This is a genomic window from Paenibacillus sp. FSL R7-0210, from assembly GCF_038009085.1.
GTDB classification, from domain to species: domain Bacteria; phylum Bacillota; class Bacilli; order Paenibacillales; family Paenibacillaceae; genus Paenibacillus_AQ; species Paenibacillus_AQ silagei.
Map to the genome: position 1 here is coordinate 5,634,824 of NZ_JBBPAR010000001.1, position 14,601 is coordinate 5,649,424.

At 48.3% G+C, this 14,601-nt stretch carries 12 protein-coding genes; 1 reads left to right on the top strand and 11 read right to left on the bottom strand.

From position 1 onward, the window contains the following. Nucleotides 1-22 precede the first annotated feature (22 nt). Entirely contained in the window at nt 23-778 is a 756-nt protein-coding gene (locus MKY64_RS23800; RefSeq protein ID WP_209875447.1) for an SDR family NAD(P)-dependent oxidoreductase, read from the top strand. Nucleotides 779-874: 96 nt separating this feature from the next. On the opposite strand, the gene MKY64_RS23805 is transcribed toward MKY64_RS23800, so the two are convergent. The 11 genes from MKY64_RS23805 to MKY64_RS23855 form a co-directional block, all read right to left on the bottom strand. Next, nucleotides 875-4,912 (bottom strand): S-layer homology domain-containing protein, encoded by a 4,038-nt coding sequence (locus MKY64_RS23805; RefSeq protein ID WP_051478461.1) that lies wholly within the window; start codon nt 4,910-4,912, stop codon nt 875-877. A 368-nt stretch (nt 4,913-5,280) separates the two neighbouring features. After that, nucleotides 5,281-6,324 carry a hypothetical protein gene (locus MKY64_RS23810; protein WP_340956194.1) on the bottom strand — a complete coding sequence of 348 codons (1,044 nt, stop codon included), beginning with the start codon at nt 6,322-6,324 and terminating at the stop codon, nt 5,281-5,283. A 46-nt stretch (nt 6,325-6,370) separates the two neighbouring features. Further along, nucleotides 6,371-7,324: a class I SAM-dependent methyltransferase gene (locus MKY64_RS23815; protein ID WP_340956196.1), complete on the bottom strand. Its 954-nt coding sequence runs from the start codon at nt 7,322-7,324 to the stop codon at nt 6,371-6,373. 5 nt (nt 7,325-7,329) lie between these two features. Further along, nucleotides 7,330-8,178: an FkbM family methyltransferase gene (locus MKY64_RS23820; RefSeq protein WP_340956198.1), complete on the bottom strand. Its 849-nt coding sequence runs from the start codon at nt 8,176-8,178 to the stop codon at nt 7,330-7,332. Between the two features lie 38 nt (nt 8,179-8,216). Beyond that, complete coding sequence (locus MKY64_RS23825) at nt 8,217-9,029, bottom strand: ABC transporter permease (RefSeq protein ID WP_340956200.1); 813 nt, start codon at nt 9,027-9,029, stop codon at nt 8,217-8,219. A 4-nt stretch (nt 9,030-9,033) separates the two neighbouring features. Next, nucleotides 9,034-9,843, bottom strand: a complete 810-nt coding sequence (locus MKY64_RS23830; RefSeq protein WP_340956204.1) for an ABC transporter permease — start codon at nt 9,841-9,843, stop codon at nt 9,034-9,036. Then, a complete protein-coding gene (locus MKY64_RS23835) occupies nt 9,821-10,825 on the bottom strand; it encodes an ABC transporter ATP-binding protein (RefSeq protein WP_340956206.1) in 1,005 nt (334 codons plus the stop codon). The genes MKY64_RS23830 and MKY64_RS23835 overlap by 23 nt, the downstream gene beginning before the upstream one ends. A 31-nt stretch (nt 10,826-10,856) precedes the next feature. Next, nucleotides 10,857-12,035 carry a radical SAM/SPASM domain-containing protein gene (locus MKY64_RS23840; protein WP_340956208.1) on the bottom strand — a complete coding sequence of 393 codons (1,179 nt, stop codon included), beginning with the start codon at nt 12,033-12,035 and terminating at the stop codon, nt 10,857-10,859. 42 nt (nt 12,036-12,077) lie between these two features. After that, a complete protein-coding gene (locus tag MKY64_RS23845) occupies nt 12,078-13,166 on the bottom strand; it encodes a radical SAM protein (protein WP_340956210.1) in 1,089 nt (362 codons plus the stop codon). A gap of 27 nt (nt 13,167-13,193) precedes the next feature. After that, on the bottom strand, nt 13,194-14,342 hold the full coding sequence (locus MKY64_RS23850; protein WP_340956211.1) for a UDP-glucuronosyltransferase: 1,149 nt from the start codon (nt 14,340-14,342) through the stop codon (nt 13,194-13,196). Beyond that, nucleotides 14,339-14,590, bottom strand: coding sequence for an acyl carrier protein (locus MKY64_RS23855; protein WP_209875463.1), 252 nt, complete (start codon nt 14,588-14,590; stop codon nt 14,339-14,341). Before MKY64_RS23855 ends, MKY64_RS23850 begins: the two co-directional genes overlap by 4 nt. Between the last annotated feature and the right edge of the window lie 11 nt (nt 14,591-14,601).

The following is a 14,601-nucleotide window of genomic DNA, read 5'->3' on the forward strand; positions in this document are numbered from 1 at the left end:
AACACAAACCAAGGAGGATCTTATGACAATTGCGATAATAACGGGTGGAAGTAATGGCATTGGAAAAGCGGCAGCGCTGGAGCTTGGCAAGCGCGGAATTAGCGTCATTCTCACATACAATTCCTATAAGGACCGGGCAGAAGATGTCGTAAAGGAAATCGAGAAAAATGCAGGTGTCCGGGCAGTCGCATTAAAGCTGGATCTGACTCAGATATCAACCTTTGCGGGCTTTATTCAAGAAGTGAAACAGAGTCTCCAAGACATTTGGAACCGGACAACTTTTGATTACTTGGTGAATAATGGCGGCATCGGCGGACCCATGCTGTTCACTGAGATGAGTGAAGAATATTTCGACAAGATTCTGAATACGAACTTCAAAGGACCGGTTTTTCTAACACAACAGCTTGCCGGATTCATGGAGGACGCCGGAGCTATTGTCAATACCACGAGTTCATCCAAAAATCAATCCTTTCCGGGCTACTCCGTCTATGGCTCGTTAAAAGCAGCATTCTCAACCTGGACCCGCTACATTGCCAAAGAGCTTGCACCTCGCCAAATCCGGGTCAACGCCGTGTCGCCTGGTCCTACGCACAGCAATTTCGGCGATGGAGTATTTGATAAACATCCCGAATTCATTAAGCCGCTGGCTGAGCAATCTGTATTTGGCAGAATTGGCCACCCCGAAGATATTGCAAAGGTTATTGTGAGCTTGCTGTCGGATGAGTTCGGGTGGGTTACAGCCCAGGACATTGAAGTGTCTGGCGGACATTTGCTTTAATTAAGAAAAGCTTACTGTCCCCTAAACGCCAATAGACCGTCCTCCTGGCAAAAGGAGTGCGGTCTATTGGGCATATCCTGTTTTTATGCAAATCTCTTACTTATTATACAGTCTGTAAAGGAATACCGCAGCTTCAGCTTTGGTGGTGTTGCCAGCCGGATTGACCTTGTTGCCGCTGCCTTCGATGAGCCCTTCCTTCACCATGGCGGCTACGCTGTTCACCGCATAGGAGGCCACTTTGGACTTGTCGGAGAATCTCTCCAGATCCGCAGCCGTCCCCTGGCTATTCAGCTTCTTCTCGAGCTTCAGGGCTCTCTCGGTCAACACCATCATGTCTTGTCTGGTGATCTTAAGCGCGCTGCCGAAGCTGCCGTTGTCCAGGCCATTCGTAATCCCAAGCGCTTTGGCCATTCCAATCTCATTATAGTAGTAAGCATTCTCCTGTACATCGCTGAAGTTTCCATTTACCTTCGCAGTCAAGCCAAGTGCCCTGACGAGGGAGTACAGGAAATCTGCTCTGGTGATCTCGGTTGACGGATGGAATTCACCGCCCTCAGTCTTGAGAATATCCTTGGATGCAAGGACTTCGACCGCGTTCTTCGCCCATGCTGCCTTTCGGAGATCTGTGAATGTCTTGGATACATAAGCTACTGCGAAATCGCCGAGATGAGTAGTTGTAAAGGTTACCATACCGGTCTTGGAATCATAACGTCCGCTCGGTACGGTTAGAACATTTCCATTTCCGTCAATATACCGGATAACAATCCGTTCAGGATTCTTCAATTCATCCGCAGACGGCTGGTAAGGTACGGATACGGTAACAGGTGCACCAGGATTGCTCCAGGCCGTTTCTTTTCCGTCCGTCTTAAGGCTAAGCTGAATGATCGGTCTATCGCCTAGAGCCGCCTTTACTTCCGCCGGAAGCCCCGACTTGTCACCTTTTCCAATCTCCAGCGATACTTCCTTGCCGCTGCTTTCAGGTGTGCCTGTCAACATATTACCGGAAATAACGACCTGACCGAATTCGGTCGAAATGGTCAGTTTGTTATCCTTGGTTCCGCCGGTCAGTGCTGCAGCAGGCAAGCCTACCGAGTATGATTTCACTCCTTGCACGGCAGGGATGTCCAGCGTCACATTTTTCTCGATGAGTTCCTTTGCTTTTGCCAGATCTGCTACCTTAACCATTGCGGTTCCATTGTTCACTGTTGCCTGCATGGTTACTTTCTGTCCTTCTACAACAGGTGCTGCTGGTGCAGGTGTCGCAGATGCAACAGGTGCAGACGTTGAATAGGTTCCACCAGGTGCAGGCGTTGCTGGTGCTGGTGTTGCTGGTTCAGGTGTTGCAGATGGTGTTCCTGGTTCCGGAGTGGACGGAGTCTCCGTCTTGCTGTTGGTTACTTTCAGGGTATACGTCTTGACCCTGCCGTCTGCCCCTGTGACCTCAATCTTTATATCTGTTTGGGTGCCAGGTGTCAGCGCTATAGCTTCGGAAGCTGTACCGCTGGCAACCACCTTATCGTTCACTTTAAGGGTTGACCTGCTGTCTGCCGCTGCTGCTGTCACAGTAATGCTGCCGGCATCCTTCAGGGACACCTCGTATTCTGTGGTTGCTGCGTTGAATACAGGCTCGAGTGTTCCCGCACTTAGTGTCAGGCTGCTGAGGTCGGCGTTCACGCTATTAGGCGTATAGACTCCAAGGTCGCCAAGGTCGATTTTATTATTCTGAATAGTCTGATATTCGCCTGCAAAGTAATCATCCAGATACGAATGTCCCAGAATGAATCTGTCCGGTTTCATGGCGCCATAGTACCCGGCATTCGCATTACTTTGGCCGTCAAACAGGACATAGCTTCCCTGCCATCCGGAACCGGTTACGCCCCAGCTGATGATGTGATCGATATAAGGGGCAAACTTGTTGAACATTTTGTACAGCAGCGCGTACTGATAACCAAGGGCGTCCGACTGTCTGACATTAAGCGCTGCTGGAGCGGTTGCGCCTCCTCCAGGAGCATCGGTAGGAACCTTAAGGTCAAGCTCTGAATAGGTAATACCCGACAACAGACCACGGTCAACGAGTGAGGCATAAAGGGCCATCGCATATTGGTTGTCGCTGGCAAGGGTCTTACCCACCGCGTCATGTCCCTGGATTCCGATGTCTTCGATCAGGGGTCTTCCGTCATACAGCGGATCGGAGCGCCATGCGGTATTTAATTCAAGAACCATGTTATATACGGTTCTAGCTTTACTGCGGGTGGCAACCCCGTAATCGTTGTAGGTCAGCTTCGGAGGATTGTCTACGATGTAACTGTCAATGCTGCCTTTAGTATCGTGTCCATCCAGCTTCATGTACTCTGGAAGGTTAGCGTAGTTGGCTTTGTAAGCTTCCGCCATCTTGGCGTTGGGGGCCGCGATGTGCGCGTTTTTGAACAGCAGGTATACGTAATGATCGGTGATGTCGCCGCCAATCTCATCATCTGACATGGCAACAAGCCAGTTGGTATGCTTCAGGCTCGTTCTCCAGCTGTTCGGATCCTCAAGGATAAGCTCGCTGTGGCGGCTCTCGTGTACCTCTTCGTTGAGTACATCCCAGGAATTGAAGGGAATGATACCACGGGCTTCGCTGGAGCCGTACTTCGTATCTGTGGTCAGGAAGTGCCGCATCACATACATCGTATGGTTGAACTGCACTCTTCTCGCCATTTCTTTGTCTACCTTAACCGTGGTTGTGACACCATTGCCAAGTCCGTAGAAATTGGCAGAGCCGTTATAACCGGAAGGAAGGTTCGCAGGAATCATCTGTGCCATCCAACCAGGAGCCTGGTTATACCATGCCAGAACATGGCCGTGCGACTTGTACTGCCCGGGAGTTCCAGAATCTCTGATCGCCTGATAAGAGTTGGTAGGGAAGCTATACTCCGCTAAGCCAGGGGCAGTGGTTGCGCCGTTCATGGCCTCGCCGTTCACATTCTTCAGCCATTCCGGACCACGGGGATGCGTGCCATCGGCCTTCAGATTGTTGCCGTCAACGAAGATCTCATAGTGATTGGCTCTCGTTCCGTTTACAGGTCCGGTGCCGATCGCGCCGACCATGAACAGGCCATTCTCCTTATTGTACAGACTCTTTAGAGGCGCTACGGCACTCTGGTGTTCCTTATTGACTACGCTCGGAAGCGCAACACCCTTCGGATCAGGTGCGGTAATCTCAATGTTAGAGACTAGCAGCATACCGGTTTCTTCAGGACGGGCATTCTCCCCATGAAGCTCAAGAATGAAGTTCGAGGAATTGCCCGTTGAGGCGGTAATACTGTGATGCGCCTTCAGCCAGGATTCGCCGTTGTAGCTGCCCACCCAGTCAGGATTCAAGTTGTTGTACTGGTATTCCCTGAGGTAGCTGTCGAGGTTATCGCTGGCATTTCTGACTCTCCATCTCATGAATTTGCCTTGCGCGCTCTTCGGATAGTAGACATCGAATTCAATCGTTGAACCCGCTGTGACATTGACGGCCGGGGACAACGGGGATTCCAGACTGATGCCGCCGAAGGTGCTTTTGCCGTTATGGGCGTAATTAATCTGGAGCACTTCCGCTTTCCCTTGGGCATCTGCAAAAGGATATGCGATCGTCTTGAATGTCCCGCCGGCAAAGTCGGCCGGGACACGGTTATCCAGCGGAGTTCTTGCCTTCCAGGCATTCGTAGGCGCGGTAACTTTTACAGGAACCTTACCCGGACCCGGATCAAGCCGGAAATAGGGATCGGAGCCGTCTGATTTGATATTTGCAGTGAAATTCATTATGGCTTCTTTCAGCGTTGCAATGGCTTCGTCGGCCGGCGTGTTCGCATTACGCGCAAGCTCAAGCGCATCATTAAGAGCTTGGAGTTCGTCTACATGCACCCAGGGCAAAGCCCGGTTCACATCAGAACCGTAGACGGAACCATAGACAGACTGGCTGACCTGGAGCGGGAACTCCGTATTTCCAGTTTTAAGAGCTTCGGCTTGCGCAATGAGGTCGCTCAGTTCAACGGACGGTTCCTCTCCAGCCGCAGCAGCCGGGACGGGAGTATACGTGAAGATGGAGAACAACATGATGATAACGAGAAGGCGGGAGATGCTGACTACATATTTTCTACTGTTCATCTAAGTTTGACTCCTTTTCTTATGGAGATTCTTACCCTTGGTTACGCCAAGTCTGGCTTGACAGTCAATCCTGCACCTCCCTCTGAACCTAATAGCAGACAATGTTTGTAAACGCATTCACGAAAGCGGATGATTAGGCTGTAACAGCTTTCATATTAGCAACTGGAAGGGAAAGTCTAAATACGGGAAATGCACGAATGATTTTAATATATTACGAAAATAGACACACTTCTCGGCTCGCCCTTCCAGAAAAAAGGAGAATATGGGGTGGGAATGGAATATAGGGCAAAAACAAAAAGACCGCCCCCTCTCGCAAAGGTATGCGGTCTATCTGATCTCTACCCGGTTAACTGACTCACATTGTTGGTTCAGCTTTTCAAGCTTGCAGCCTCTAACATTAAATAAAATTGATGATGAAAATGCACTTCATTATTATATATTTTTGTAAATAAACCCATGCACTTATCTATGGTTTCCCCAGTGAACGTTTGGGACATGATGGCTTTATTCGAATAGAACCTTACCGTCTTCCAGTCATTAATAATTTGGTCCAGTAACGGGTTAAGCGTATCCTTGGCATTGATATGATCAAGGTTATACTTATAGAGCGTATTTAACCTGTATTTCTCAGAACATTTTCTATAAATAGTACTGCTTAGTGTTTCTATAATCGTTTCATTGGTTAGAATGAGCTTGTAATTTTCTGCCAACAACAATATATTATTCAAACCTTCCGTGATTTCATTTTGATACCTGAACATATTTTCTACAAATGCATTGATGCTGGTGTGTGCTGACTTCTTATGGTTCAAGAGCTCATGATCCCCGGGGGACACTAGTGCATATTCCCAAAAGTAATTTGGCATCTTAACGTGTTCCGATGTCAGGCATGATATTTTAAATTCTGAAAATGGCAGAGAATATTGTCTGTATTCTGTAATATCATCAACCGTATATATTTCCCCGTTCGTAAGATTGAAGCCATAGACAAAAACAGGGTGCAGTCCATGTTTTTTGTTATAGTAAAAGTCTCTCCCGCGTTGATAAAATAAATCAATAAAAATGGAAATCGGATGACCCCTAGAAATAGAGTTTATGATCTCATCTTGTAAAGTATTTAATTCAGGAGATGTTCTGCGAACAGAGATCCCCATTTCCTCAAGGATCTTCTCTTCATCCTCGAGATTCAACACTTCTAACTTGAAATATCCTCTTGTTTTTATTTTTTGTTTGTCAAATCTATAAATACTAATGACATTATTCAAAATCAGCAGCTCATCTTTTTTAAAATAATTGGCAAGCGTTAATAACAAATTGTAGTCGCAATTAAAATAAGGAAAATTATGATGAGGAAACATTTTGATCATTCCGTCGAAGGGTTGAAAGGTATCCAGGGAAATAATTTCTTCCATACAATAGTTCTCCTATACTAAAATTATTGTCGATCTTAAGGCTATGTTACCTCTTAACCAGGTTCATCATACGGTATTGCCGCGTTCCAGCCTTCATCTCTTCATATTTCTTCGAGCCGGGCAATGCGATGAAATCACTGATATCTCCAATATTGGTGCTCGCGTTGGCGTTATTCGCAATCCCTTGAGTGCCCGTACGTTGCTTTGCATTCTCCTCACACGACAGAAGGACATTCGAAGTCACATCCTGATTGCGGATTACAGACAGGCCTGCTTCCTCTAACAGCCTCACGTTCTGCGTTACCTGATCTTCCAGCATCAGCTCCGTATACAGAAATACGCCGCCAGTTCTCATTATCCGGTACACCTCTTCATAGAAGCGTGATCGATTCGGATAGGCATGCGCGGATTCCATATTCAATACAACATCGAAGCTCCCGTCTGCAAACGGTATATTCTCCGCATCGCCGACGAGATAGAAAGCTTCAGCCCATCGGGATTTGGCACTGCAATACGCAATATTCGCCGGGCAGATGTCGAGACCGACAATAGACAGAGGCTTGAAATATTTATACAAAGCTGCTATGTTCCCTCCCCTGCCGCATCCGATGTCGATAACCTGCCGATCCCGGATCACCGTCCTGCCTACTGTCTCGAGTAACAGCTTGACTGAATTTCTATTCCATCCATCGTCGGGCTCGATCACCGCATGTTGCTCATTCCCGTGCGGGACGTAACCATAGTTTAAAAAGGTGGCGAATCGGCCTATACCGGACAGCGCAAGGGAGTGCGAAATCTCGCTATAATCCTGAATTTCAGCCTCTTTCCGGCTCCAATCGGAAGGGTGGGCAACCTGCTCACGCCGGTCGAGCATCGATACATAACGGTCATCGATCGTATATACCGCATCGCAGCTGCAGCATTGCAGCAATGCCTCCGACCGGACCAGCATACCCTTGCAGCTGGAGCATACCAACCTTGCATGCAGATGCTGTAGCATGACTATCACCCAGCCGATGTATGCATTTGATTCAACGCGTACACATTATAGTAATTTGGGATATTTAAATCTTCGTAGTAATCAATCGAGACATTGAAGCCGTTGGTTCGGAAGATGTTCTCGAGCCTGCTGATCTGCTCTTCATCCAGTCCGTGTACCTCCATGACAATTTGCCTGATTTTGCCCCAATCTTCCGGATGGATGCCTTCCAGCACCTCGAACTCACTTTTTTCCACGTCGATTTTGAGCAGATCAATGGGGTTCAGATCGTAATAGCGGATCATTTCAGAGATCGTAGTTAGCTTGCATCGATGGATTTGTTCATTCAGAAGCTTCGGCGACATCAGATGATCGACAAACCGGTTTAGCATGCGCGGGTCGGCGAAGTCATCCCGGTAATGGTTGATTAACCCGTACCGGAGATCCTGATCGTGGTTCTCCCGGTATTTGATCTGGACAGAATCCGTGGACATCGTGGGGAAATAGGCAAACTCCGCTTCCTTGATCTCATTGGACAGCCCGACGTTAACCGTAGTTACGCGAGGCAGCGAGCTCGTATTCATCTTTAAGAGCTCAAACGTCGGAGGCAGTGGCTCAAAGGCATATACCCTGCAGTTACTCTTGCTGCTGACATATAGGGTGAACATGCCGATATTAGCCCCGACATCCATGACCGTGCCATGATCCGGGAGCGTAATCCCGTGCTTGAAATACATCTCCTTCTGGAAAATCTCGTTGTAGAGGAACTCGGTTTCTCCTTCGTTGTTTTGATAGATTTCGATCCCGTTGTGCAGCCGCTTCTTGGCAGTGGCTTCTGTCTGCGGTGAAAAGCTCTTGTGCTCCATCCTGCTCATCCGATTCACCTTCTCAACAATTTTTTTGGGGCATATCTCTAACTGCTGGCGCTCTCATAGTGTTTGACGGCCAGCTTCCAGAACAGCCTGACCACTAGAAGCGATATCACAGGAGCTGCAAAAATCCATATCCCAAGGAACAAGTCCAACCGGTCGATCAAATAAACCGACGGCATGTTGGTGATAAACAAGATAGGCACGACATACAGTCCTATTCTCCGCAGCCATTTAGGGTATATGTACATCGGCATATTGTTCAAATCCCAACATTTGTCCAGTATGTCGAAGATCGAACCGGACTTCACCGTCCAGAAGGCAAGAATCTGCGGAAGCAGAAGCACCGAGTAGGTCACGATCGTGCTGCTCAAGATCACGCCGATATATCCGGCCAAGTGGATAAAGCTTGGCTCGATGCCAAGACGCCGCCAGGCCAATACGATCATCGTGATCCCGGCGACCAGGTTCGGGATTGGAAACGCGAAGTTCACGTGCCGTAATGAAATCATGAACTGCAGCGATAGCGGCTTCGTCATATACAAGTCCAGCGTCCCGTTGCGGATATGGCCGGCGAATCTATAAAAGTTATCCATAAACAATCCTGTATAGATTGCGATCATAATCGTATAAGTCCCGGTGAAGATCATCATCTGGTCAGGAGAAATTCCATTGATTTCGATTCCGAGCTGGTAAACGAAGATGATATAGATCAGCTTGGTGAACAGAAATACGGTCTCCATAATCAAACCGGAGTAGAAATTCGCTTTGTATTCCATGTAACCGACCAAGCTGTTCTTTGCGAAAATAAAATACATACGTACATGCTTCCGAATCTCAGACAAGCTGATACTCACAGATCTAACCTCCAACGGCTACATATTTCTTCATCCCGGAATCCCAAGACAACTTGGAAATGATCATAAGCACAATGACCCAAACCGCCTGTAAGAGGAGCCCGGGCACGATTTCATGAATCGTCAAGCTCCCATTGATGATCTTAACCGGGAAGTATACGACATATTGAAACGGTAAATAGCTGGAAATTCTAGCAAACGTATCTCCGAAAATATTAAGCGGAAAGATGGCGCCGCTGAGCAGATAGACGCCTTGGTTGAACGCGATATAAACACCCCAAACCTCAGTAATGATGAACGCGAGCGCACTAATCGAATAAAAAAGCAGGAAGTTGATGAGCAGTCCGAACAGAATGCTGACCAGGAACAAAACGATCTGCCCCACTCTAAGCTGAAACTCCCAAATCTGAGTAAACACGATCATCAGGATGACGAATAAGACAAGGACGACCCCGGTCTGAACCGTTTTCCCGCCGAAAAAATTGCATATCCGATAGCTGAAATAATGAATAGGCTGAGCGATAAATTTGCTCAGTCCACCCGTCTTGATATCATTCGCGATCTCCCCTTCGAAGCCGGCAGAAACCAGCTTGGAGACGACGCCGGACAACACGGAATAAATGATGATCTGCGAATACGAATAACCGTTAATAATCTCCTGCGGCGAACTGCGAAACACGGCCGTCCAGAGGAAGCATTGGACGAGTATGATGAAGCCGCCGCTGATAATACTCATCAGGAAATCGGTCCGATATTCCATCTCATTCTGAAGCGCAAGGATGTACGTCCTTTTATACTTCTGCAAGGCTTTCATGTCTGACCCCATCTTTCTGATATAAGCTTTCGATGCCTCGCTCGACAGGTATATCTTCAACTGTGAAATCAAGGATCGGGAACCGGTCCAGCATCATCTTGGAGAGTCGCTGAAGGTCATGCTTATCGATCTCCATGACGGCATTCAGGCCGTCATGTTGAGTAATAACGCCATAGTCGCTTAGCGCTTGCCTCGGTACTTCGTCCGTAAATTGCAGCTTGATAATCTTTTTGGCATGGAACAGCTCGTTCACCCGCCGGAGATCGCCGTCGTATACGATCTTCCCTTGATTGATGATGATCGTTCGTTTGCACAGATCCTCAATATCCGCCATGTAGTGGCTTGTCAGAATGACCGTTGCCTTCGTCTGCTGGTTATAATACTTCAGGAACTCCCGAATGCGCTTCTGCGAAATCAGATCAAGTCCGATTGTAGGCTCATCCAGGAATATCACCTTGGGCCGGTGGATGAGCGACGCAATAAGCTCCATCTTCATCCGTTCCCCCAGCGAAAGCCTCCGCACCTGAATGTTGAGCAGGTCTTTTACGTCAAGAATCTCAGTAAGCTCATCCAGGACAAGGTTGTAGGGCTTATCCTCGACCTCATAGATGCATTTGTTCAGGTACAACGATTCATTCGCCGGCAGATCCCACCACAACTGCGATTTCTGCCCCATCACGATCGAGAACTGCATTTTGAATTCTTTTTTTCGCTCCCAAGGGACATAGCCTAATACCGTCGCCTGCCCGCTTGTCGGATACAAGATGCCGGACAGCATCTTCAGCGTAGTCGTTTTGCCGGAACCGTTCGGGCCTAAGAATCCGACCATCTCGCCTTGCTCGATGACAAGTGATATTTCGCTAACCGCTTCTTTGATCAATGATTTCCGTTTCACTAAATTTTTGAGCGATTTTTTGAGCCCCAATTCTTTTTCGTAATACTTGAAGCTTTTGGACAATCCTTCCATCTGGATAATGCTCACTCGCGCACCTCATTTATGTGATTTAGAAGAGTTATACACCGTGCAAATGCAAAACACTGCACTTGGAACATGCCGGTGTCAGTCGTTCGTCCATCATTTCCCTTATTCTTCTGTAGTTCATGCTATGCCATAATTCCTGTACAGACGCTTCATGTAATTTGCCGATCTCGAACTCCTTGAAGAATTTGCACGCGATAATTGTTCCATCGGGCGTAATGTCCATCCGGTTCGAGAGCGCCAGGCACTTCTTGTTCATCGTGCCTTTGCCCTCCACCTCTTTGCCGAGAACGAAATCTTCGATCTGGTCATGATCCAGATTCGGCTGGTAGCGCAAACGCATTTTCCAGACCCGATGATTGACCCGGTCCAACTCGCTCATGAGAGCAGGAATACGCTCCGGATCGAGCTTATAGTTAAAGGCATGCCAGCTTCGTTCACCCTTGTGTTCGCTCGCCGGAAGGAAGTGGAACTTCTGGTCGAAGTAATCGTCCATTCCCTGCGAGCATTCATCCGAGATGTACCACGGGAAGCAGACGATGACCAGATCAACGCCGACGCCCTCCAGAAAGTCCAGCAGATCGTAAAGCTTGTCGGTCATACCATCGTTAACGACGGTATGGATCGAAATTTTGCCCCTGAACCGGTTCTCCTTGCGCAGCTCGACCAGCTTCCGGATGGCATTTATCGCCTTATTAAATACCCCATTGCCGCGAAGCGCATCATTCTCTTCTTCGAATCCATCAAGCGCAATGAGCAGTTCCAGGTTGTCGGAGATTCTCTGCAAGGCGTCCAGCTTTCGCTCGATCAGCACCGCATTCGTGCAGATCGTCGTCTCCCGGGGATGGGCTTCAAGCAAATCGGCCAACCGGTCGAAATGGCTGTATACAAGCGGCTCACCGCCCCAGATATAGAGTCTCGACTTGGCTGGTTCCGTCTCAAGGATCAGCTTCTCCAGCAGCCCGTAGTCGAGCTGTTCCCGCTGCTGCTCCGGTGTCATGAAGTGATGGTAGCCGGTGTCGTTCCATTGATAGCAATGCTTACAGCGCAAGTTGCATTGGTTCGTCAGTTTAATCCCGACCGACTCCGGCAACGGTGTCGCGTAACCCGTTATTTTCTCCATGTTCCGCTTGGTTTCCAACGTATTCCTGATGGTACGTTTCAATATTTGCAAATCCTTTGCGGAATGCTTAATCTCTGATTTCGGATTCATATCAACACACCCTTCTTAAATGTGATAGGTCATTCACATGAATCAGTAGATATAATACCTTGAACAAGCCGTACAAATCGGAAGCATATTTTTTTTCATATACGCGCGGTACTCTTTGTACTTGCCGCTGCGCCAGATATCCAGCAAGCTCTCTTCATTCACGTTGCCGAAGGTCAAATCATAGAAGGCATGGCAGGGCGAAACGTCGCCCCTTGCCGTAATCTCCGCATAAGTCCATGGAAGAGAGCAACGGTTTCGTTTATCTGCCATCTGATGGAAATGTCCCGAGAAATAGTTGTGCAAGTTCTGTTCATCTATCGTCTTCGGATAGGTAATCACATCGATGCGGTTTTTCAAGCAATACTCTTTAACCTTATTGAGCTGTCTCGTCAATTCCGGAATATCGATCTCGCTGAACGAACTGATGTCCCGCCACACCATCCCCTTGGCATAAGGAGCTTCATACACGCCGAATTCCCCACTAAGAACCTCCACATATTGGGCATACTGCTCTTCCGTGGCATAGAGCTGCACTTCCATGCTGATATGGTCCAACATCGACAAGTCGATATGCTTGAAGAAAAATTCCTCGACATACATATAGTTCAAGGGCGTAATGATAAAGGATACACCCATCTTCGGAAATTGCTTGCCTTTGCTTTGCCGGAGCTCATAGAGCTTCTCGATTCCTTTGATTACTTTCTTGAATACGCCTTTGCCTCTCTGCCTATCGTTGATCTCCTCAGGGCCGTCGAGTGACACCCAAATCTTATTAGGCGGAGTCTCGACTAACATCTCGGCATGTTTCTCAAGCAGTGTGCCGTTCGTGGGGAAGTCCGCTATGCTTCCATAATGATTGATCATAGCGAGAATGTCGCTCAGCCAAGGGTACATCAGCGGCTCGCCGCCGAAGAAATCGTAATACGGCTTGCCGGGGCTGCACTGGGTGATGATCTTTTTGATCAGATCCGGGTCCAGCTGCGCTAATGTTTTTTTGCTTTTGTAGGGCCCTTCTAGTCCCCACTCATAGCACATCTTGCATCGCAAATTGCACTCCTCGAGCAGCTGCAAGACGATCCATCTCGGGTAGCTTGTCGTATCTTGGGCGACACTCAATTTGTTAACACTCATCGCATAACCCCTTCTGCCATTGAAATCTTACCTCTTCATTAACGCGACTCTCGAACAATAATGATCCACATAATCCATCCGTTCTCCGGGTCTGTTCTTGATCGCTTGATGTATCTCCTTAAGGACATCTACGGAAAAATCCATCTCCCGCCACTTCTCATAACGTATTCCGAACCCGAGCGACTCCCACAATTCCAGATTGCTAAGCTCATGACTGCCGAACGGCTCCAGCAGAATAAGAGGGGTTTCGGAGGCAAGCGAGTCGATCAATGTGCCCGCTCCCGGCTTAGCCACGATAGCCATCGCCTCCGAAGCGACGTCAAATAACCAATGATGATCAGCCTCAGCGGGGTATGATTTCGTGTCTTCTCCCGCTATTTCAATGTATGGCGGAAACTCGTGCAGGCCGTTCGCACTCTTCACCCATGCACACCATTCCGGATCGTTCATCCAATACCGGTGATCGGGATCGGGCTTCGCTTCCTTCCAGTCGTAAGCTACGATATCAAGCCCGTAGTTATGGCTGGCAAGCTCTGGAACTTTACTCTGATAAGTGCCCATCCCCCAGCCGCCGCCATGAACAACAAGCCGCCGCTTCCTTGATTCGAAGGGTATTGGCGTACCAAGAGGAACCGGGATTTCGTATCGAATCGCCATCTTATCGGTGTCATAGAGACAAGCATTGTAATAATGCTCGTCATACCGGGGATGATACTTCTTCAGGCTCTTCCAAGACGGGGCCAGATCTGAATCGACGTAGAGCAGGTCTACATGAATTGGATTCGGCAGCATCTTCTCCCTGTACAAATCCAAAATATAGCCCCAGTGTCCAGATAGTGATATGAATTCGTACCGTTCTTCCGCTTTCCACGCCTCCAGCAATAGCTCTACCTGGGCATAATCAATGCTGCCCCGGATATCCATCGGCATTCGGGCCGAAAAATTGGCAAGCGCGAAATCATTGTGGTAAGCCTTCCTGCTGTCTGCAATATGATCCCTTTTGTCTTGCTCCAGATAGCTTTCGAACACGAGCACTTCCGTCGCGATATCCCTCTTCTTGAAACCGCTTGCAGCTAATAGGCCGGGAATATAGAACCCCAGACCGAAACCCGAGCATAGAATCGTTACTTTCCGCTTACCCATAAACTCCCGGACGCCCTTACGTCTATCGTTCATACAGATGCCGTCTTCTGCAGCTCCGAGATATAATTGCAGAAGGCCGTAACCGACTCCAAAAAATCGAAGTCGAATTGTTCAAAATCGATTTCAATATCGAAACGCTCTTCCACTTTTAATAAGAAAGTAATTAGCTGTAACGAGTCGAGTCCCCCGTCTTCCATGATGCTGGAATGCTCGTTCAAGCGGTTTGCCAGCTGGGCGTCGTCCTTGATTTCACTTATCATCGCTATGATCTGTTCTTGCATAGGTACCTCCC